Below are 22,564 nucleotides of genomic sequence, written 5' to 3' on the forward strand. Positions count from 1 at the left end.
TGAATGGCTCCATAGAGGTCTGCATCTACCACAAAATCATAATCTGAGGGGTGGCGTACGATGGATTCGACCCGTTCTCGGGTCTCTTCGCACAGAAAAATAGACGCCCGAATGTTTCCGTGTGAGATGTTTCTACTTAGAGAGAGTAAGTCGTTCTCTTAGTCTGGTTACCCAACTATTGAAATGAGGACACTTTGTCAGCATCGCTTGAATTCCTACCTCAATAGCTATGATAGACCCGTCAACGACTTTACTGTATTCAGGATAAATGCCTAATATTCTTTTAGATGGAGCCTTTTGAGGAGAGGAGTTGATATCTTCTGGATTAGGAAAAAGGTCTGATAATTCTCCAAGCTTTCTGCTTTCTTGCTCCTGTAAATACATCTCAAATCCACGTTTATTGGAAAAGAGAAGAGCCTCATACTCGTGAAGTTGGATGTAAGGAATAAACCTATCGTTTCTGATTGCCATTTCGAGATGTTTCTCCAGTGCTAACACCTTGGATAAATCTCCATTTAGTTGATTATAGCTTGCCGTGAGATTAGGAACCTTGGGAAACTTGAAGAAATCAACCATCGTACTGACTATCGTGTCTGTACTCTCATTCCTCAGAACCTCGTTTATTTTGTTGATGAACTTATCGTAGCTAACATTTCCTCCCTTGTGTCCCTTACTTGTGGGTATGAGCGTCCCTCTAACATCGAAGACATTCCCCTGATTATATAAGTATAGACTAAGCACGTTTTCCACAAAGGACTGTTCACTTTGCCCTTCGCATATAATCATGAGTCTTTTCATCTTACTTGTCCTCCAATTATATGCTTTTCCCAGAGATCACCCGTAGCATAGTCTTCAATCCATTTAGAGAGCTTTGTCTCATCCAATTTATTGAATGTGCTCTCTCCATCTATTTGATCTACAGTGATTATCTCTTCTGGGGCGAAGAGATTAAGGAGATTAACAGACTGAGTGGCAATGATGATTTGAGAAGAAAAAGAGGCTTTCCGAATGAGTTCGTAGAGCATCTTTACTGCTGTGGGGTGTAGCCCTAACTCTGGCTCATCTATCATAATGACATCGGGGAGGTCAGGCTGCAAAAGTAAAGTACTTAAGGCAATAAACCTGAGTGTGCCGTCTGAAAAATCAGAGACATCAAAGTACTCGTCACTGTTCAGAGCTTCCCACTCTAGAGATATTTGATCCTTATTGAGCCGATTCGGAATCAGACGAAAGGAATGAAAAAAAGGAGCTACGAGCTTAGTAATGGCCTCAATTTTTATAAAATCCTTTGGTGCTGTTTCTTGAATCCGGTATAGGTATGCCGCGAGGTTCCCTCCATCGGCATCAAGGAAGACGTTATCGTTAACTTTCGCTGATGATCGCAATGGACTATTAGGACTTGTGTCGTGGAAATGGTAGACTCCGAAATTAGAAAGATAACGCTTCACATAATCTCTAACTCCAGATGCCTGCCCCTTTCCTGTTTTCAGGTCAGACTCCAATACATCCTTGTCTACTTCCCAACTCTTCCAGTTCTTTAAATCTTCAATAGGCTTATCGTAATTCCAAGAGACTCGACTTTCGGAGATGCTGAGCTTACCTTGTTCGGTGGGAACCAGTGAAAATTCAAAACCATTACTTGCGTTAAAAACGATTTGTCCTCTAATGGCATCCGTCTGTTTGGAGCTCTTGTGAAGTAAGTGGTTGCTTCCTCCCTTTTTAACAGAGAATGATCCTAACTTTTGATTGTAAATAGAATGGATAAGCTCAAAGAATGAGAGAAAATTACTTTTCCCTGAGCCATTCGCCCCGATAAGCACATTGACTGCACCGAGTTGCAGCTTACAGTCTCGGATCGATTTGTAACCAGATATTTCGATATAATCAATCATAAGTCAAATGTACGAAATATATTGAGACTGTTGAAAAAGTCAACAGTCTCACAAGATTGCGAGCGAAAGCAAGCAAGAATGTCTTGACTGGGCAGAATGGATGAAGTGTAAGGCACTAAGGGTGAGGTCTGAAGGGAGCATACCTATGTATGTGACCGAACCGAAGGTCGCCCATAGGCAAGCCGAATCCCGCAAGCAACGCAACAATTCGCCATTATGCAATAGTCTCCTATTGGATTCAATTGAACACACGGCTATATATGAGGGGCGAAAGAATCTCATATGAGAATCAAAAGAATTTCATATGAGAATCGATTGAATCTCGTATGAGAATCAAAAGAGTATAATATGACTTCCAAAGAACCCTTTCCTCTCGCTTCTAAATACTATATACCTTTTGAGCGAATACTATATACGTTTTGGCGAAAAGGTATATACGTTTTTGAGGTTTCTGATATATTAGTCTCTAAATGCTTCTATTTAGACGATTACTTTATGGTCTGACTGATAGATGAAGTAACCGCCTCGATCGCTGTTTTTGGTGACAGGTTGAATGGCTCCATAGAGATCTGCGTCTACCACGAAATCATAATCTGAGGGGTGGCATACGATGGGTTCGACCCTTTCTCGGGTCTCTTCGCACAGAAAATAGACACCCGAATGTTTCCGCTGTGAAACCACAGGCGGCGTAAATTGCCCGCATGCCACTTCCACAACCGCATTGACAAAGTCGTAACCAGTAGAAAGTCGCACAAGGTCAGCACTGATAAAACCTCCTCCCATTCGGGGACCTACCTCTATGATATACGGAACCCCATCGGAATCCATCTTTACTTCCGTATGGCATGCCCCATACCCAATCTGTAGAGCAGAGAGTGTGTCGAGTGTGAGCGTCTTTATTGCCTCCCATTGTGTGGAAGTTAGATCGGCCGGCTGGTGGTGTTCCAACTCTACAAAGTGTGGAGCCCCGGTCGTTACTTTGTCGGTAATCTGGAGGAGATAATGCTGACCCTCAAAAGATATTGTCTCCACACTAAACTCTCTACCCTCGATAAACTGCTCCACAATAGCCGTTTTCGATGGCGACCATTCGTATGCCTCTTTAAGTGCTTTTTGAAGCTCCTCGGGCTGATGCACCAAGTTAATTCCACGACTACCGCCATTATCCACTGGCTTAACAATTACTGGTAGCGGAATATCAATTCCCGTTGCTGTACTTTCTGAGAGTATTTGAAACTTAGGGATAGAGAGCCCTGCCTCTTTCATACGATGACGCATTGTATATTTATTTTTGGTCAACGCCTCACTCTCTGGAGAGTTGCAGGGCAAGCCAAGTCCACGAGCAATGTAGTAGACGTAAGGCAGTGCAGACTCTATCAAAAAGGAAGTAACCCCTTGCACCTCTTCTTTTCGACAGATTTCCAAAATCTTGTCTTTTTCGGTAAAAGAATATGGGTAAAACTTCTCTGCGTACCGATCAGCTGCGATGTGATCATCTTCTGCGCGACCAAAGGCAATGATGGTGTGACCGTCTTCTACCGCCTGTTTGTAAAAAGTCAGGTATTGGTAGTTTGCTCCAAGAACTGCTATTTTCATAATCTACTGAGCTCTATATAGTGGAAAGAATGTACTGCTTTGATTAAAATCGGGGTCTTCCTCACTTCTTAGCCGCACCAACTTGTGATACATCTCTGGATCAACAATATCGTAACCGATGGAAAATTGGTTGGCTGAGTTTTTATTGAAAGCTTGCTTGAACTTAAAGAGGGGGTCTTCACCCGATCCGACTCCTCCGCCCAAGTGAAAGGTCTTAAAGCCTCGCTCTGCGCCACAACACGCTACTGTATAGAGAAGCAAGTTGGAGGGACTGAGAGAGCGATACTCATACACTGAGCCGGAGAGGTGGTAGTGCATCCGACTATTGGCGTAGAGGATGATAGCTATAGAGATAATCTGCCCATCCTTGAGTGCATAAAAGATGGTGTAATTATCACTTAGCTCATCGTTAAGAGCTTCATAAAACTCGGGCGAAAAGTAGTAATATTCATCAGCATTATCTCCATCCATCGTCTTACTATAGATGGATCTAAACTCAGATAACAGCTCTTTGCCTTTGCCCTCTTCTATGATAACGTCGCTTTTGATGGCTTTACGGATTGTAGTCCTATTTTTTCCCAGTAAATTATCCCAGATGTCCTCCTCGGTAGTAAGGTCTATATGGATCGTTTTACCCAAATCAATAATGGTAGAGTAATTCTCTAAGATGTGGGCATTATGGAGTATTGGATGATATCGATAGAAAACAGATATGACCTTCAGATCTTTAAGGCAAGCGATGTAGTCGGCATAAAACTTATCAAGTTGCTCTTTAGAGGTCTCCCCCTCAAAAATAAATCCACCATAACCATAAGGAGTGATGGCATCGAAGTAAGTCTCTTGGGGTAATCGCTCCGCAAAGATAGGGATCTGAGCAATATCTCGTAGCATCAGCACACATATACCTCTCAGCCCCTCACTCTGGTAATACAATAGCATTGGATCTCCATCGCCATGCAAAGCAAATGGAGCCACGTAACCATAGAGATAATAGACATCGTAGACAGCAAAGGACTTAACAATATCGTCCCACTCTTTTCGATTTTTATTGTTAAAGACTTTCATTCTCACAGTGATTTAACCATTTCTATTCTTGTGGGGGTATAACCCGAGGTTTTAAGAGTATGCTCCATCACTTCATTGAAAACCGCATAGTGTGTAGCCATCTCAATGCAATTGAGTTCTCTTGCTTTACTTTCAGCAACGTCAAAAGATTTTTTTCCGAATCCTTTTCCTTTCGCTTCTTGCAAGAAATATATCGAACGAAGGTTCCATCTCTTCCTATTTATGAAGTTAGAAATATAGCCCCAATAGTAACCATATAGTTTGGTTTCGTCTCTGAGCCCCCAGAAGAATGTGTTACCAGAAGTAAGATGTATCTCAAGTTCATTGACTTTTGACTCAACAAAAGACCAAGGTATATCCCAATCAGGATAGTGATACGTAATCATCAAATCCCGTTCCATTTCTATGAGCTGTTGCTTATAGGGTACAATCTCGTCCCATTTCATCCAGCCTTCAAGTAATTTTTGTTCGTTCATCATAATCTCTCTAAGATGCTAATAATATGTTCCATTTCTGCTGTACTATATCTCTGGTCGATAGGTATACACAAGAGATTACTATAAAGTAAGTCTACGGCTTTACTTGTTGTTGGCGCATTTTGAGCCTTTGCCCATACGATAGGGGCAAAGATATTGTGATTCGCCAATGTTTTTTGTACGGCCTCTCGCTCTTTAATACATAATACTGGGAGATAAAGAGGTGTAACACCTTCCGCGAGCATAAGGAATAGCGGGACAACAGAGGTTATATTCTTTAGTCCCTCAAGAAGCGTAGTATAGTTGCTTCTCCTACGTCGTATAAGCTCTAGTATATCTAAGTTGGACTGTATCTTTAGAGAAGTTGGCGTAATCGAAAAAAAACATTGCTGAGAGGATAATCGCTCCTCAGCTTGGCGATAAAGTTCTAAGAAGTCACTTTTATTACCTTCTCCACACTCTATGTAGTTATTTTTTAATAGAGATGCTTGCACTTTTAGTGACTCCAATGTAGTATCATATATGGTTTCTTGAGGTCTTTCAATCTGTATCTTATTTGATCTATATGACAAGAAAGCTCCATCTGGCACACCACACCACTTTCTAATACTTGCAATATGAAAGTCTGCGTTGCTTTTCTCCTTAGAATACAAAGTTTGAGTGCAATCTTCTATTGTGATGACACCTTGCTCTCGTGCGAAATCAATCACTTGATCTATCTCCTGAATGGTATTGAACCCAAAGTATCGATGAAATAGAAAAACAGACGGCTTGACCTTTGTGAGAGTTTCCATCAAGTCGTCAGCTGTAGTCGTTAAGCTTTCATCTACGTCATACCCATATAGCTTATATTCAGTCTTTATAAAAGGCTCTAATACAGACCAACAGGTAAAAGAAGGGACTAAAGCTACCTTTCGATCAGTCACATCAATTGCACTAGATCGAAGGATTAGCTCAATAGCCTTCCTGCCCGAAGATAACCAAACATATTCACTATCAGATAAGCCAAACGAGCTTAAGGTAATCTGCTTAGTCTCTTGTATCAACTCAGATGGATTTATCCAAAAGTTGCTACCTATTTCTTTTTTCATCTCTTCTCTTCTTTTATTATCTCGAGAACTTTCGGCAGAAAGCCCAAATCGTCTATATCTTTCATATCTCCTTGTCCAGAGCCAACATTGTCTCTCTTGAATACCTTCATAATGGTGAGCCAAACAATCTTTACATCAAGAGCCAAAGAATAGTGGTCTACATACCACACATCAAGTTCAAACTTACGACTTAACTTAAGGAGATTACGACCATGTACCTGTGCCCACCCTGTTATACCAGGTCTAACGTCATGCCGTCTTTTTTGCTCGGAGTTGAATAGACGAAGATATATAGGTGTGAGGGGACGGGGACCTATAAATGACATATCTCCTTTAAGCACATTCCAGAGCTGGGGAAGTTCGTCCAGTGAAGTCTTGCGGACAAAGCGTCCCACCTTGGTCAAGCGCTGAGCATCGGGCAGAAGATTGCCCTCTGCATCCCTTTCGTCCGTCATACTCTTAAACTTATAGAGCTTGAATATCTTCTCGTCCTTACCAGGACGCTCCTGTGTGAAGATAGCTCCAGCCCCTTTATTGGCAATCGTGAGCCACACCCACACCACCAAGAGCAACGGCGACAGCACCACGAGTCCCACCAATGCCGCCACAAAATCCAACACCCGCTTTATATACCGTCTATACATCTTTTATTGTTATCTATCATATGAAAAAGCAAGATCCTATCACCCTCACTCCTTACTGTAGCTGCTCTAAAGTCTCTATCCATTGACCGAAATGCGGGCATCTTTTTTTAAGTTCGTCTATCCCCACAGAGCTGGTAATTTGCGCTCCTACTTGTGGCTTATTGTATCTATATTTCCCTTCAAAAGCCTTAATCAGCCTTTTAGAGGGAGCCGTATCCTCCCCTTGATTAACCTTTTCTGGTTCATTATTCAACTGTTCTAACTGCTGTTGCAATTGTTCAATACCCCTTCTAGCCTCAGGGTATTCTTTGAGAAGCAGAGGTAGTCCACACAAGACTAACGCTTCAAACTCATGAAGTTGTATGTATGGAATGAAGGACCCGCAGTCCAATGCCTCCCTAATGCTTTGTTCTAGGCATTGAATCGCTAAATAAGGATCATGTATTTGAGCACACTTCCCAAAGCCTGGGTAATCCGTCGGTAGCTTATAGTAGTCTACCATCATAGAGTAGTAGTGTGTATGATACCCATCCTTTCTATTCTGGGCTATAACAAGCCTCAATTCATTCTTAAGTTGCTCAAAAGAGATAGCCCCTCCGACACATCCACTTCGGCGATTTGTAGTCAACACAATCGTCTTAGTTACGATGTTGAACCTTCTTAAGTATGGGGATAAAACAGTTTGAACAAACCGTTCCTCAGTTTGTCCTTCACAAAGGATATGCAATACAATCTGTCCCATTACGGTTTTCCTCCTAGAACATTTTTCCCCCATAGCTCACTCAGGGTATATTGCTCCAGCCACTCACCGAGCCCCTCCTCACTCAGCTTGGTTACAACAGACGATTGCGAGTGCTCATCATACTCTACAATAGAAATTTCATCTGCAGTGAACTGATCCATGAGCAGAGGGGATTGCGTTGCAACCAAAACTTGTGCATGCAACGAAGCATCTTTGATCATCTCTGATAGCTGAACGATCGCAGAGGGGTGCAGGCCTAACTCAGGCTCATCAACAATGATGATGGGAGGCATCATCTTCGGAGGCTGGAGCAACAATGTTGCCAATGCGATAAATCGAATAGAACCGTCAGAAAACTGATCCGGAAAGAAGATGTAATCATTTGCTGATTGATCTCGCCACCTGAGGAGGACGTAGCCTTGATCGTTCGGGGCTAAATAGAAATCCGAGAATTGCGGTACCACACTCCGCACATATGTGATAATTCTCTTATAGTTCTCGGGGAAAAACTCTTTTAGTCTATAGAGGAATGCCGCCAGATTATTCCCTTGAGCCTGAAGATAATCTGAAAACTCCTTACGTACAGCTTGACGTATAGGAGCCGTAGAGGTGGTATCGTGAAACTGGTATACCTTACAGCCAGAAAGAAGCTTCCGGATAACAATAGCCGTCCTATCCGTAGTGTCAAGAAGAGCAGACTCTTGAAATTTTGCCTTTAGAGAAGTTTTGTAAGGCGTAGCGCTTTCCTTTTTTGTGTACTCCAATTCCTCCGAAACAATAATGAGATTGTCTGGAGAGGCATAGGAAAGAGAGAATGAGTACTTATCACTTATTCCTTTATTACTCCAAAAAAGGTCACCCTTTATAGTATCTGTCACCTTGGAGCCATAATGTAAGAAGACTTGAGCAGAACCATTTCTTGCCACATACTCCTGAAAGCTGCCAGACATCATAAAGCTTAGCATCTTAAAGAAGCTGACGACATTGCTCTTACCAGCACCATTGGCTCCCATAAGGATATTGACATCTCCTAAGTCAAGGTGAATACCCTGATCATTAGAAAACGACTTAAACCCACTAACGTTGAGGTGCTTCAATTTTAGCTTATCTGCCATATCTTCAAGATTCAATCGATTTTTAATCTGGATATAAAGATACCATTTCCAAACGTTTCTACTCCTATTTAAGAGCAAGGGAAAAGCATCTAGCTCCCTTAGAGAATGTTGCACGAAGTGCCATTCTCGCCGATTTGCAAGCAAATCGGCTGAGACGTTGCACGGTGGTGAAATACAAGGCATTGAGACTGAGGCTGACGGGAGCGTACTCACGTACGTGACCGAAGCCGAATGTCGAAAGTAACGCAGTAGTTCGCCACCGTGCAACAGTCTCCTTATTGGCAATCGTGAGCCACACCCACACCACCAAGAGCAACGGCGACAGCACTACCAGCCCCACCAATGCCGCCACAAAATCCATCACCTGCTTGATATACCGTCTATACATACTCACATTCATCTATTTTCTATTTACTCGTTTCTCCGCTTCACGATAGAGTGCCAGTGTAGCCTCCCAGATGTCACGAGCATTGTAGCGAGAGGTAATCAGATGGCGAGCGTTGCCAGCTAAGCGTCCCACATAGTCAGGATCTAACAGCAACTTACGCATCGCACCTGCCAATGCTTCTGCATCGCGTGGCGGGATGATGGTTCCGTTCTCGCCTTCTATAATGATTTCGTTTGATCCATTGATGTCTGTCACGATGCTTGGCAGCCCCATTGCTCCAGCTTCAAGTGGCACATTAGGGAAGCCTTCTCGATAACTAGGGAATACTAAGGCATCAGACATCGCATAGAAAGGTCGGACATCATTTTGCGCCCCGACAAAGATAATCCCTTCACCTCTTTCTATCTCGGATGCGGTCTCAGGGAGTATCGGATTCTGGTCATCTTCTCTTTCCCCCACTAGGAGCAACTTGCAAGGACGTACTTCCTGCACTGCTCTGAATGCTCGAACAAGCTCGTTGATTCCTTTATCTCGATTAAGTCTCCCTACAAAAACGAATACGAAATCACCCGAAGAAATGCCAAACCTCTCTCTGAAAGTTTCTTGCGCCTCTACGCTGTAACGACTAGGATCAAAAACCTCTTCATCTAATCCCTTTATACTCCCATTGAGCAAGACCCTAAGAGGCTTCTTAGTGATATTGTAATTGATAAGATCTTTTCTTACACCTTGTCCCTCAGGGATAATGCGCGTAGCACACCTGCATAGGATACGATCCATCAGGATAAGCACCTTCTGCTTAAAGCCTGTGGCTGTGGGGAAAATAAGCCCCGTATAAGTATGTATGCGAATAGGTACTCCCGTCAGCCAAGCTGCTATCATAGAGAGCAAACCCGCCTTTGGGGTCATAGAGTGGACGATGAGTGGCTTTTCTTTTTCGAAGAAAGTGATGAGAGAGAAAAGCGACTTGACGTCCTGCCATAGAGAGATAGCACGAGCCATCTTCACCTCGTGCGTACGCACTCCCTCAGCCACGGCTACATCATGAAGTCGCTCTGCGCCACTGGCTACAGCCACCACCTCATATACTCTATTGTAGAATCCCAGTTGTCCCTCTAAAAAGGAAAGCGAATCTGACACTGTCGCCAACCGAATCAGCTTACTCTTCGCCATGCTCCCATCTATTGTTTATGTATTGCCCCGGATTATTATATGAGAGAACCTTTGCAGGGACACCGCCTACAGTTGCATTCTCCGGCACATCTTTTACCACAACGGCGCCTGCTCCTATGGAAGAATTATTCCCAATGTGAACACCTCCAACGATGCAAACAGATGGACCGACATACACATTGTCTCCAATAGTGGCCGCCTTGCCACGGTTTGTTCCAACAGTTGAGAACTGACTCATATTTACATTATTGCCAATGGTGGCAGACCAATTGACAACTAATCCTACGCCATGCCCAATATAGAATCCATAACCTATCCTCGCCTTTGGATTGATCTGAATATGGTAGCGCTTCTGTAGCCTCCAGACTATAAAGAAAAAGAAAGGGTACAAGAAATCCCTGCGAGCTGCAAACCGCATCCAAAAAGTATAGGTAAAGCCGTTGTACCTGCCGATAAGAGCAGTTAAGGTTATCCTTAAGAATGAATGTTTGTACCCTCCCCCCGTATAGCGATGATAGTCTGAGCGTATCAGTTCGATAGTCTTATTCATCATTTTTTGTTATTCCGACTTATGAATATAGAGTTTGAGCATATTATCGACCATCGATTGTACACTAAAGTCCTGACATCTTTGGAGACTATGCTCAGAGAGCTCTTGAAACAAGTCATCATCTTGAAGTGACAACACCTTTGAGGCTAGTTCGTCAGCATCTCCCGTTTCGAATAGAAGTCCATATCCCTTTACGATCTCGGCGAGTCCGGATACATTTGATGCGATGACCGGCTTACCCGCAGCCATACCCTCCACAGCTGTAAGTCCGAACCCCTCCCAATGAGACGACTGAATGACAATATCCGTTTGATATAATCTCTATATAGCATCTATACGCTCTTTAATTAGTTTTATTCCTTTTTCTGTCGTCTTATAGGCTTGGTTTGGGTGATTAGCCTCTTCGTGAATGTTCTTATGTTCGGAGTTCCTGATCTTATGTTCGGAGCTTCTATGCTGTTATTTTCTAAACTACACGTCTGCACTTGCATCTTCTTTTAGTAGCGACTGGTACATTTCAAGGGTGGCTTGCCAGACATCCTCTTGCTTGTACCTAGTGGCGATCATCTCGCGGGCTACTTCGCTCATCTCCTTTGTCTTATCTCTATCTTCATAGAGCTTTTTCATCCCTTGGTAGAGCGCTTCGCTATCTTGCTTCGGTACTATATAGCCATTTTTCCCTTCAATAATGATCTCATTGCACCCATTGATGTCGGTCACCACTGAGGGAAGACCCATTGCCCCAGCTTGTAGCACCACGTTGGGGAACCCCTCTCGGTAGCTACCAAAGGCAAAGGCGTCAGAAGCCACCAGCCATGGTCGAACATCAGTCTGCCAACCAGCCTGGTATATGTTGGGGTTGGAGTCTAGTTTTGCTGATGTGGCATCGGGTAGGGGGTCTAGCTCAGGCTCCGTAGAACCAACCAGTAATAGTCTACAGGAGGGATGCTCTTGATTTAATCGTTCGAAGGCATCCACCAACTCAATCATACCCTTGTCCCTAACGATACGTCCTATGAAGACAAATATGAAATCACCACCGATCTGAGCCCTTAGTTCTTGAGCTGTCCCTTGGATCTCTGGAGTCCGATTAAAGTATTCAAGGTCTATTCCATTGATATTGCCATTATGTATCTTTTGTAGCGACTTATTAGTGATCTGCTCCCGAATCAATGTCTTTTTAACCCCCTCGCCCTCTGGGATCACCTTAGTAGCACAGGCACAAGTAATGCGTTCCATTGTTTTGAGTAGCCACCTAAATGTGCCAGTAGCAGTCTCAAATCTCAGCCCCGTAACTGTGTAGATGCGGTGAGGTACCCTGCACCACCACGCAGCCATCATTCCGAGGAGTGACCCTTTCGGAGTATTGGCATGTACTATATCAGGCCGTTCTTTTCGTATCACTCGGATGAACTCAAGCAAAGCCTTAAGATCATTGCTAATACTAATCGGTCTAACTAGGTCAGGTACCACGATTGTCCTGATTCCTTCAGTCTCGGATGCCTTTTTTGACCGCTCTATAGGTGCCCCTGAAATGCCTATGACCTCATATCCATGCTCCCTTAAATAGCGTAGCTGTCCTTTGATGAGACCAAAAGTCCCTGCACTCGTAACAACTCTTAATAGTTTGTTATTTTTATTCTCGGTTCCCATTACTGGACTATCGACTTATGATGTTTTCTGATTTGTTGGAAAGCTTAATGCTTTTTTGGCTTTAGACTTATTCTCGTAGGATGATAGTATTGAACACACCAATATAGCAGGAATGAAATTGGCTCGGTGTCTCATTGCCGTGCCAGCAGTAGAGGTGCCTAATGAATACATTGCAATGGATATCCACACACCTAGCATTATGATATGAACAATACTCCTACTACTAGGGTTGGCTTTAGGTCTCTTCTTACTACTTGGGTAGTATATTGCCCAAAACATCCATAAAATGATAGCACTGTCCAACAGGAAAGAAATAATATCTCCCATTCCCCTCCAATTCCATGGCATTGGAGAGAATAAAAAATACAATATCTTTAGAGGTAGGAATAGTAGTAGTTTGGGTATAGAATCTGTATTGACGCCAACTAAATAAGCACTACCTGCGTCAGATGATTCAATTGATGCTTTATCAAGCAGGGCCTCTGTTGAACTCACGCTGTCTGGATTAAGTAGGAAGTTGAGGTAGGAAGTGGCAATGCCAGAGCTGATTAATACCACAAAGAAAACTAATGCAAGGGGGATAGCTACTATGAGCCTTTTGCTAAACTTTAACTTTCCACTAGATCGCTGATAAGAGGCAAATACAATCATAAATCCGAGGGCTACACCCAGCATGCCCGAGTGCATTACAGAGGAAAGTACGATGAAAAATAGAGAGAGTACCATAGACAAAGTTTCTCCCTCCCTTAACCATTTCAAAAGATAGTACATAGATATGGTAAAGGTTGAAATGATAATGGACTCTCTCAATAGAATGGATGATAAAATCACTTGGTTGGGCATCAATGCTAAAATCCACATTGCTGCGATAACTCCCTTTTTTCCTACTTCAAGTAGCCTCATGCTTTTATAGGTATATACAAGCGTTGTTATTCCTAAAACCACATTAATATACTGAGCAAAAAGCCTTTGAGGGCCAATTAATTTAAATAGATAAGTTAGAAACACCGTATAATTTGTTAAATACAAATGGTTTCCCGATGACCTACTAATATTATTTACTGCAATTCTATAGAAGGTCTCTGTATCTGCTCCACTATGGATAATAGGAATACCACTATAATCTAAGAACAATAAGAGTAAACGTAGCACATAAGCTACAAAAAAAACAATTACAATACTTGTTCTATATTTCTTAAGCAAGTATACTAACCCTACTATGGAAATAAAAATAATTCCAATAATAGAGTATATCTCACCAATTTGCGAGACGTCAAAAAAAGCCCCCCAAAAAATTAAATACAAGCAAAGAAAAACAACAACTATCACTTCAAAAATAGGCTTCTTGGATAAGAAAAAAGATTATGCAATATAGAATCTCTTTCTTACTTTACTCTTATAATAATTCATAAGTCGTACCGCATTTTTCTTACCGAAAATACTTATAAATAAATTTGCGAGCCTAACTTTTTTATTCGTATCATACTTTCGCAACCAATCGTACTCCAAAATGGTATTTTTTTCTTTCTCAGAAAAATAATTTAAATCAGTTAAAAGTAAGAGGTATTCGTAAGCCATATACCCCAGTAGAACCACTGCAAATTCGGAGGTATCGTATCTATATTTATCAGATAACTCTACCACAATCTTTAGAAGACTTATAGAGCCCTTCCTTTTTGTAACAGAGTTATCATTTCCTTGATCGTATACATAATAATAATCATTAATACAAACAAAATTATTTGCATGTTTAGTCATTTGCAAATACCAAAGAATATCCTCACCTGTATAGCCCTCTCTAAAGAAAAGGTTATGTTTTAATAAAAACTCTTTCGAGATTATCTTATTACATGGGCTATTAGGAAAACTTCCAATCTTTAGTAATGCCTTCTGTTTGTCTATAGATTTACTCGATGGTGCTACAGCTACTTCTGGATAGGCGACAGACTTTATGTATTTATTAGTATTAGGATAGTATGTAAATAATCCACAAACTATGAAATTAATCTCTTTATTATCCTCAAGAATAGCAATGTATTTTGTCAAATAAACTTGGTCTGTCCAATAATCATCACTATCCACAAAAATTATATAGTTGCCTCTTGCTATTTTGAGACCCGAATTGCGTGCAGCAGCAGCTCCTCTATTTTGTCGGTGATGAAGAGTTGTAATATTAATGTGTGCTTTTTGTAGCTCCTCACAAATATCTTTTGATGAGTCATTTGAGCAATCATTTACAAGGATAATCTCTAGATCCTTATACTCTTGATTTAATACACTATTTACACATCTCCTAAGGAATTTTTCAGCATTATAAACAGGAATAATAACGGATACTACAGGTGCTTTGTTCATATCTTTTATTTTTTTATAATATTTGAAAGATGCTTTGACAGCAACTCCTTTGACTCTACTGCCAACAATCTTATATTTTTCAAATCAGCTTCGGAAGGAATCACTTCAATATATGAATGCTCAACATAACGCTTATTTCCAACATAACTAAAAAGATTTTCAAACCTTGTTGAACCTCGCGACATATTTAAAGTTGCTGTAAAAGGTTTTTTAAAAAGGATCGAAAAAACTGCTCCATGAAAAGAATCTGTCAGAATATACTTCGCTCCTCTTATAAATTGAATCCACTCAAATGGTGCTAGAGAATTCAGGTGAGCTGGAATACTTGCAAAAATTGGTACTAAACTTCGCTTTTTTGCATAGTCATTAATCCATTCTATTTTCTCTTCTGAAAGATCTAAAATATAAGCAAATAGATAATCGTTACGGATGGATTGTTTGGAATTACAGATATCCTGGACTATAATGTCTGAGTAAAATAAACTATCATGAAGAAGAGTTGGGTCAAGACACACAACTCCTTCGCTGTATCCAAACGTAGATTCTAAAATATGCAAACCGGATTGCTCTCTAACTGAAACGAAGTCAAAGTCACTTAATAATTGACTTAGCCTCTCATTTAGCATATTATCCTGAGACTCCCATTCAGAAACTCCAAACGATGCAGCATACGCGATCTTTGTCACATGATCATCTATACCTTTCAGAAAATATTTCTCTATGTCATCTCTAGTATACGCATACCTCCACACTTGATCACTACCTACAATAATTGCATCAAATTGATTACCTATTATTTCAAAATCCTCTTGTGATATTACTTCTTTGGTTTTATTCGGAAAAGCTTTATCTACGAAATCTCTCAGGCTCCTACTATTTTGAAAACGATTCCCCAATTTTTTCACATCCAATATCTTATAAAAGGGATTTTTCTGAAAAAGAGACCTCACTATCCCTTTTAACTTAGAATCATCTACACTTAATCTAAAAAGATAAGGTGTATGCCCCATTTGCTCAACTAAACTATATAGGGCATATGCTTGCAAAATTCCTCCAATATTTTCTTTTAGCTGCATCGTCAATATTCCAATCCTAGCCATACTATACATCCTTAAAATTAATGTTCAAATCTGATGAAGTGCAAATGTTTGTAAGATACCACCATAGTTAGTTCCAAGTGGTTGTGTCAGTATACCTACTTTAGCCATCTTAGTTTCCAATAAAAGTCAAATTTTCATTTGCCTTTCTCCTCAAAGAGAGTGTCCTTTTTACTATTTCTTTTGGATATCCAAAAGAAACAATACATATAACTTGAGCAGCAGGAGGAAGACCTATTAATTTTTCAATAGCACTATCTGCATCACTCAACAAACCCCAATGTGCTGTACAGGCAGCAATTCCATAAGAATGAAGAGCATACAATAAATTCATTAAATAGATACCTCCATCGACATATAACTGGTTTCTCTATCCAACACTATAAAAGTAATTACGATTAGCAGTCAACACAATCAATTGATTAATAGAAGTATAACCAGCCAATCCTTTTTGAATATCCAGTATCTTTTCAATTATCTTCTTATCCTCAACAACCACTACAGATACCCCTTGTCTGTTACATACACTTGGTGCTGTATTAGCTAATTCTACAACTTTCTCTAAAATCTCACGAGATACCATCTCATCTGAGAATTCACGAACACTGGATCTTGATTTAGCAAACTCTGAAAATGGTGATTCTATTTGAGCAAAATAATCCTCTTTGTTGCTCTGGATAAAGCTCGGAAGTTTTTCGACTAAATGCTGACACAAGTCTATGTACATCTGCTCTGGGAAATAATCTAAATTGTATCCATGAGAGGAATGCCACTCATAGTAATTACACAAGTTAGCCGCAGCAGATTGTAGGTGGCTTCGTTCCCAACTTATATTATCTATTCGCCTATCATCAATTAACTTAAGCAAACTAATCACCTTGGCTCTTGCAAAATATGGACGGATATTATCATGCAAGAATCCCTTTTCAATACCATGATATAAGAGGGTTATTTCACTTTCTAACTTCTCAAAAGTATCAACATTATACACAGAAGAATGCTTTTGATACTTTAGCCGATCACGCCTATAAACTCGATAAAAATTCACGAAGTCTCGTATTTTCTTCAGAAAATTGACCCCTGCCGGACCGACAATCTTCTTTATTTGAGACATCACTATAAATTTATTCATTTTTTCTAATATTCTTATGGATATAACTTACAATAAATTGCCTTTCTACTTTACTAAAACCAAAGATATACATAAACACACTAGTAAAAAGCACGGAAGAGAAGAATGTAATGAAAAGGCTCATCCACTTTTCAAAGCCAATACTACGGATAAAGTATGATATCGTAAGAGTAAGGATACCTACAAGGATTAGTCTTAAAAATAATTCTCCAAATAACTTGCGCCTACTAATATCTATTTTCGGGGCAACGATAAAAATACGCAATACAAATGCTATAAAACTTATTATTATTGAAACAAGAACTGTTACTTCTGGATTTGCACCATTCTTTAGGAACAAATATGAAATTGGTAAATTTAATATCAATAGCCCACCTACTACCGTTTGATAGAGTCCAATATCTCCCGTTGCCTGTATAGAAATCATCATTGTTCCCGATAAACTTTCCAAAACAATGAAAACCATTATCAACTGCGTAAATAAAACAGCATGTTCTGGAACCTTACTCAGCCAAATATTCAATAGGGTTTCACACTCTATTATTACAGGTACAGCAAAGACAAACACTAAACAAAATGACAATTTAGCCCCCCTTATTACTAAATTATGCATATAAGTCATATCACCTGCGGCATACGACTTAACAATCTGAGGATTCATGGCCAATTGGAAATTGGAGACCAACTGATTGACCGCACTTTGTACTTGATAGGCTACTGCTCGAGCAGCATTAACTGCTGGTCCAAAGAACAGGTTAATAAGGATATTAACACCCTGATTCATGATAACTGCAGCTGCATTTCCCCATAGATTCCAACCCATATAGCTTAGTAGGGTCTTAAATAGAGCTTTGTTTTTCTCTTTCACGTATTGCACATACTTAAATTGCATACGAGTATATAGGACATAAGCTAAAAATGAAAACAAAGCTATTCCAAAGAGAAAGAGAGCATAAATTATTAGTTTATCATAGGTCACCCATGGAATTACAATTACCGCAATTAGCTTTAACAATACATCAGCAATACTGATATAGGCATAGGCATTCATGCGTTCATGAGTAATGATCATTGCCGTAAAGGGCACCTGCATCATAGAGAGGACAAAGGTCAGCACAGCCAAATGAAATACCCACTGAGCAGCATACATCCTTTCAGATGGAATCACCAAATGTGTATTAACAAACCACAGTCCTACTGTCTCTGCTAATAATAAAATCAACAAAGCCAAGCCTCCCTGTATCACAAGGATGGTGGAATAATTTTGACTTAATTGCTGAAAATCATTTTTTCCTATGGCATAAGAGAAGAAGCGCTGAGTTGATGAAACCATAGCTCCATTAAAAAATCCAAGCATGGTAACAACACCACCCACAACATTATAGACACCATAATCCTCTACGCCTAAGACATCCAATAGCACTCGCGAGGTGTACAATGCCACTCCAAGAACAAAAATCATCCTAATATAAAGAATGATTGTATTCTTAGCTATCCGCTTACTATTTCGGTGTCCTAAATTAGAGGGCATCAAGAAAAAATCAAATTGTTTTACTAATTCTATTCCACAAAGCAGTCCATACCACTTTCCTTAATTGGTCAACAATGACTGAAAAAATGAAGACCAACAACACAAAAGAAATAACAGCAGGAAACCATAACCATATGGATACATCATTGTAAATTTTGTTCGATGCCTCAATATAGAAGTTAAGGAGATTGGGATTAGCATGGATTAGAAAAGCGGCAAAGGATGAAGCCGCAATCCAATTAATTAATTTGGATTTAAAACTAAACTTAGTAAATATCAAGAAGAAAAACGTAGAGCAAGCAATTACATTTGGAGCAATATAGGATAAAACACGTGATTGAATACCAGGAAATGTCTTATCTCCAAACGGATGAAAATCGACAGAAATCTTTCCAATAAAGAAGAGTACCACCGCTGTAACTATTGTTAGAGCAATAAAAATAGACAAATCTACTTTAGAAGAAAACTGACTCCACTTGGGCGAATATAGTCTTATATACCTTGCCAATAAATACAATCCACAGAAAGAAATGGTAGAATAGCCCTGTTCAAAGAAAAATGCTGCACCTGTTGCCCATCCGTAAAGCGTTTGGAAAAGGAAAAATGATATAAGCACTTGCCGAAAAAGTTTCTCATTGGCACTATCTATAAATGCATTTAGTACAGGGGCTAAAATATAGAGTCCGATATAAGCCTTGATAAACCAATTAAGTTTTGTTGCATAAAAGACCTGTGCAACGCCTTTAATTGATAGCGTAGAGATATTAGTTACCAGTGCTATTGCGTAGATTAAAATACTAAAGAAGAGACATTGGAAAATAAAATTGGAGAAGCTTTTGATACTCGTCCGAATTCCAAACCACCCTGAAAGCAACACAAATAAATTGACACATATTATTGCAATACTTTGGACAAGAATTCGAACAAATGACTCAAGAGGGTATTGAGTAATGTTTTCTGCTTTAGGAGCCCCCAATGAAAAATAACTTGCATGGACTAATAAAATCAGTAACATTGCTATTATTCGTAGCAACTCCATATTGGAGTCCCTAGTAGTCACCCTTGAATCTGATATTTTTAATTCCATATAAACATTAAGTAGAAATCAATTAATGTGCGAGGTTATGCGGTGGGTATCTAGCGAGGCGAAAGGGGAGTTGGGGGCGGAGATGTATTCGGGGATAAGGGCTTTGAGGAGGGCGACACACTCTGTGACTTGCACCTTGCGCGCGTGGTCTCTCAGTTGCTCATAGGTATCGTAGAGGTCGGCATAGTTGTGCTCTCGCACCCTAGCGATATGTATCTTAGGGATATCGGTAGGGATGGTATTCTCACCATCTGCCAACTTCTCCTCATAGAGCTTCTCTCCAGGGCGTAGTCCCGTAAAGACAATATCAATATCCTTATAAGGTTCCAGACCCGCTAGGCGCACCATATTCTCTGCCAAGTCAACAATCTTATGCGGTTCGCCCATATCAAAGACAAAGATGGTCGTCTCTTTCGCTACAGACGATGCCTCTAGGATGAGTGAACAAGCCTCACGTATACTCATAAAGAAACGGTTAATCTCTGGGTCTGTAACCGTAATAGGTCCGCCCTTAGCTATCTGCTCTCTAAAGAGGGGTATCACCGAGCCTTGAGAGCCAAGCACATTACCGAAACGGGTAGTGATAAAGGTGGTCTTCCCTTCTACCTTCCCTTCTTCCACCGCCTTGCCCAGTGCTTGCACATAGATCTCCGCAGCTCTCTTAGAAGCGCCGAGTACATTAGTAGGATTCACCGCCTTATCGGTAGATACCATCACCATACGTTCCACCCCATACTTGAGGCACAAGTCAGCCATATTTTTGGAGCCTTGCACATTCGCCATCACCCCTTCACAAGGGTTCTCCTCGAGTAGTGGCACATGCTTGTAGGCTGCAGCATGGAGCACAATCTCCGGTTTATACTTCGTAAATATAGCATCCAAGCGCTTCTGACTACGTACATCACCAAGGATAGGCACAAAGTTAAGTTTGGGGAACTTCCGCTGGAGTCTCAGTCGCACATTATGCAAAGGGGTCTCGGCGAGGTCCAGGAGGAGAAGTTGCTTCACGCCTAGAGCTGCAATCTGCATGACCAGCTCCGACCCAATACTCCCTGCAGCTCCAGTCACCATAACCACCTTTCCTCGATACATAGCATTGACTTTCTCCTGCTCATGACGGATCACGTCGCGCTGTAGGAGATCCTCCATCTCGATCCTTTGCACCGCCTCACGCGCAATATCAGTTGCTGAGTGCTCGCCAATCTCAGGGAGGTACAAGCTCTTAACCCCCAGAGCTGCTAGTTCATAGACGAAGCTATCGCGCTCTCTTAAAAGGTCTCTCTTGGAAGTAAAAAGAATACCATCAATATTGAGTCGCTTGACTAGGGCAGAGAACTCCTTCATATCATCTACTTGGTAGACTGAAAAGTCCCCAATAGTAGCATTAGTGCGCCCTTGCTTATGCTTCTTACAGAATCCAAGGAGCTGATAGTGGGGATCGCCTTCAAAACGAGCAACCAGTCTACTACTCAACATATCCACCCCATAGATAAGGAGTCGCTCCTTAGAGTTTGCCTTCGGCTCTTCTTCGAACCACAACCGACGAGCTACCAATATAATGAATGAGCGATAGAGAATATACGCTACAAAGAATACGACGAAGTAATTTACTGCCAAGGTCAAGAGAATCTTCCCGTTATACCCCATCGTCATAGCGGCATTGTAAGCGAGAACAATAAGAGCGAAAATCAGAGCATTAAGTAGGAGCATCAGCAACACCCTTTTGCCAATCGCAAACACCTGGTACCTCATAAGTTGGCGGTAGGTTCCAAAAAGGAAAGAGGACACCAACGTGGCAATGAAACCGGATATAGCCACTAATAAGACGGTGTGCAGCGTTGTATCGACTAAATAGGTCGATAACTCAAACGCATACAGGGACACGACTCCTGCGAGGAGACCGAGAAGAGCATCCGCTAGGAGAATGTATAATCTATTGATAACATGATTCCCCAAGACCTTATTAAATCCCTTTTTTTCGTTGTTTGATTGATTAGCCATAGTCTTTCCTTTAGTCACTGATAGGGCACTTCCCTATACTCCTTACTAATTCTGCTGAAATCTCTACGCTTGCGAAGCCAAGTGCTTCAATATGTATGCTGAGTACCCCTTTGCCTTTATAGTTGGCGAACTGTCCTACCACCCCTTTAAGCGGACCCTCCATCACCTCCACTAGGTCTCCTGGAGCCAACAAGTTAGGGTTTATGGTCACGGGACCTTCACTACCGGCGAGCATCAGTCGAAAGGCACGAATTTGTTCCTCCGGCACCACTGCCAACCCTTTGGTGGCTCTGTCCATCATATAGTAGGACACCGATGGATCCTGAAGCACAAGCAGACGTTCTGCCTCATTGACCCGAGTAAAGATGGTCATCGACACCACCAAATGCTCTGCCAGCTTCTTACGGTCGCTCCACTGCCGTACCTCTCGAGTAATAGGAGCGAAACACTCAATCCCTTGAGCTTTGAGCCGCTCCACCACTTTTCTTTCGTGGTGCATCTTGGTGTATGCCACCATCCACCTTCTCTCGTCTACCATACGACACTTCTGGGTACGCTTCGCGGTCGTCTGTCACAAGTACTCTTACAAAAGTACTCCGATAGAACGAGCCATAATACTCCATACAATATGCACAAAGGTACACTATTTATCGGGATTTGCAACCATCTTTCCCCAGAAATAAGCTACAGGGAACGTTGCTTTGAGGAGATTATCTTCAAATTACCTCAATTTGAAGATAAAGAAAATAAAAATAACAAAAGATAAGACTATTAACCCGTGGCGTACAGGTCAAAAGTGTTAGTAACTATTGACCTATACGCCAAAGCCAATGAGTATTTACTCAATTGAGACTGTTGCACGGTGGCGAACTACTGCGTTACTTTCGACATTCAGCTTCGGTCACGTACGTGAGTACCCTCCCGTCAGCCTCAGTCTCAGCGCCTTGTATTTCACCACCGTGCAACATTCTCCAAT

The 22,564-nt window shown here is 41.2% G+C and carries 21 protein-coding genes and 2 pseudogenes; all 23 read right to left on the reverse strand.

Annotated features, from left to right (window positions below):
- Positions 1-132 precede the first annotated feature (132 nt).
- Positions 133-798: a DUF4276 family protein gene (locus tag A3GG_RS0100145; RefSeq protein ID WP_018357319.1), complete on the reverse strand. Its 666-nt coding sequence runs from the start codon at positions 796-798 to the stop codon at positions 133-135.
- A complete protein-coding gene (locus tag A3GG_RS0100150; RefSeq protein WP_018357320.1) occupies positions 795-1,892 on the reverse strand; it encodes an AAA family ATPase in 1,098 nt (365 codons plus the stop codon). The genes A3GG_RS0100145 and A3GG_RS0100150 overlap by 4 nt, the downstream gene beginning before the upstream one ends.
- Before the next feature lie 480 nt (positions 1,893-2,372).
- Positions 2,373-3,488 (reverse strand): ATP-grasp domain-containing protein, encoded by a 1,116-nt coding sequence (locus tag A3GG_RS0100155; RefSeq protein WP_018357321.1) that lies wholly within the window; start codon positions 3,486-3,488, stop codon positions 2,373-2,375.
- 3 nt (positions 3,489-3,491) lie between these two features.
- A complete protein-coding gene (locus A3GG_RS0100160; RefSeq protein ID WP_018357322.1) occupies positions 3,492-4,553 on the reverse strand; it encodes a lipid II:glycine glycyltransferase FemX in 1,062 nt (353 codons plus the stop codon).
- A gap of 2 nt (positions 4,554-4,555) precedes the next feature.
- Positions 4,556-5,032 carry a GNAT family N-acetyltransferase gene (locus A3GG_RS0100165; protein WP_018357323.1) on the reverse strand — a complete coding sequence of 159 codons (477 nt, stop codon included), beginning with the start codon at positions 5,030-5,032 and terminating at the stop codon, positions 4,556-4,558.
- A complete protein-coding gene (locus tag A3GG_RS0100170; RefSeq protein WP_018357324.1) occupies positions 5,029-6,120 on the reverse strand; it encodes an aminotransferase class V-fold PLP-dependent enzyme in 1,092 nt (363 codons plus the stop codon). The genes A3GG_RS0100165 and A3GG_RS0100170 overlap by 4 nt, the downstream gene beginning before the upstream one ends.
- Entirely contained in the window at positions 6,117-6,764 is a 648-nt protein-coding gene (locus A3GG_RS0100175) for a sugar transferase (protein ID WP_018357325.1), read from the reverse strand. The genes A3GG_RS0100170 and A3GG_RS0100175 overlap by 4 nt, the downstream gene beginning before the upstream one ends.
- A 52-nt stretch (positions 6,765-6,816) precedes the next feature.
- Positions 6,817-7,506, reverse strand: a complete 690-nt coding sequence (locus tag A3GG_RS0100180) for a DUF4276 family protein (RefSeq protein ID WP_018357326.1) — start codon at positions 7,504-7,506, stop codon at positions 6,817-6,819.
- Positions 7,506-8,621: an AAA family ATPase gene (locus tag A3GG_RS0100185; RefSeq protein ID WP_018357327.1), complete on the reverse strand. Its 1,116-nt coding sequence runs from the start codon at positions 8,619-8,621 to the stop codon at positions 7,506-7,508. Before A3GG_RS0100185 ends, A3GG_RS0100180 begins: the two co-directional genes overlap by 1 nt.
- 64 nt (positions 8,622-8,685) lie before the next feature.
- Positions 8,686-9,009: a hypothetical protein gene (locus A3GG_RS13675; protein ID WP_211205861.1), complete on the reverse strand. Its 324-nt coding sequence runs from the start codon at positions 9,007-9,009 to the stop codon at positions 8,686-8,688.
- Positions 9,010-9,021: 12 nt separating this feature from the next.
- Positions 9,022-10,182, reverse strand: coding sequence for a glycosyltransferase family 4 protein (locus tag A3GG_RS0100195; protein ID WP_018357328.1), 1,161 nt, complete (start codon positions 10,180-10,182; stop codon positions 9,022-9,024).
- Positions 10,169-10,735, reverse strand: a complete 567-nt coding sequence (locus A3GG_RS0100200; RefSeq protein ID WP_018357329.1) for a serine O-acetyltransferase — start codon at positions 10,733-10,735, stop codon at positions 10,169-10,171. Before A3GG_RS0100200 ends, A3GG_RS0100195 begins: the two co-directional genes overlap by 14 nt.
- A 6-nt stretch (positions 10,736-10,741) precedes the next feature.
- Positions 10,742-11,038: pseudogene (locus A3GG_RS0100205) on the reverse strand (glycosyltransferase); the annotation flags it as partial.
- 165 nt (positions 11,039-11,203) lie between these two features.
- A complete protein-coding gene (locus A3GG_RS0100210; RefSeq protein WP_018357331.1) occupies positions 11,204-12,385 on the reverse strand; it encodes a glycosyltransferase family 4 protein in 1,182 nt (393 codons plus the stop codon).
- A 15-nt stretch (positions 12,386-12,400) separates the two neighbouring features.
- Positions 12,401-13,714: a hypothetical protein gene (locus A3GG_RS0100215; protein ID WP_018357332.1), complete on the reverse strand. Its 1,314-nt coding sequence runs from the start codon at positions 13,712-13,714 to the stop codon at positions 12,401-12,403.
- Between the two features lie 33 nt (positions 13,715-13,747).
- On the reverse strand, positions 13,748-14,740 hold the full coding sequence (locus A3GG_RS0100220; RefSeq protein WP_018357333.1) for a glycosyltransferase family 2 protein: 993 nt from the start codon (positions 14,738-14,740) through the stop codon (positions 13,748-13,750).
- Positions 14,741-14,745: 5 nt separating this feature from the next.
- Complete coding sequence (locus A3GG_RS12690) at positions 14,746-15,840, reverse strand: polysaccharide pyruvyl transferase family protein (RefSeq protein WP_018357334.1); 1,095 nt, start codon at positions 15,838-15,840, stop codon at positions 14,746-14,748.
- Between the two features lie 109 nt (positions 15,841-15,949).
- Positions 15,950-16,183, reverse strand: a pseudogene (locus A3GG_RS11465) (nitroreductase family protein); the annotation flags it as partial.
- A gap of 24 nt (positions 16,184-16,207) precedes the next feature.
- A complete protein-coding gene (locus A3GG_RS0100230) occupies positions 16,208-16,969 on the reverse strand; it encodes a nitroreductase family protein (protein ID WP_018357336.1) in 762 nt (253 codons plus the stop codon).
- Positions 16,962-18,431: a lipopolysaccharide biosynthesis protein gene (locus A3GG_RS0100235; RefSeq protein WP_211205862.1), complete on the reverse strand. Its 1,470-nt coding sequence runs from the start codon at positions 18,429-18,431 to the stop codon at positions 16,962-16,964. Before A3GG_RS0100235 ends, A3GG_RS0100230 begins: the two co-directional genes overlap by 8 nt.
- Before the next feature lie 79 nt (positions 18,432-18,510).
- Positions 18,511-19,587, reverse strand: a complete 1,077-nt coding sequence (locus A3GG_RS0100240) for an acyltransferase family protein (protein WP_026215495.1) — start codon at positions 19,585-19,587, stop codon at positions 18,511-18,513.
- A gap of 18 nt (positions 19,588-19,605) precedes the next feature.
- On the reverse strand, positions 19,606-21,588 hold the full coding sequence (locus A3GG_RS0100245) for a UDP-N-acetylglucosamine 4,6-dehydratase family protein (protein ID WP_018357339.1): 1,983 nt from the start codon (positions 21,586-21,588) through the stop codon (positions 19,606-19,608).
- 10 nt (positions 21,589-21,598) lie between these two features.
- Positions 21,599-22,126 carry a UpxY family transcription antiterminator gene (locus A3GG_RS0100250; RefSeq protein ID WP_018357340.1) on the reverse strand — a complete coding sequence of 176 codons (528 nt, stop codon included), beginning with the start codon at positions 22,124-22,126 and terminating at the stop codon, positions 21,599-21,601.
- Positions 22,127-22,564 lie beyond the last annotated feature (438 nt).

The sequence above is a fragment of the Porphyromonas levii DSM 23370 genome (assembly GCF_000379925.1).
Classification (GTDB): domain Bacteria; phylum Bacteroidota; class Bacteroidia; order Bacteroidales; family Porphyromonadaceae; genus Porphyromonas_A; species Porphyromonas_A levii.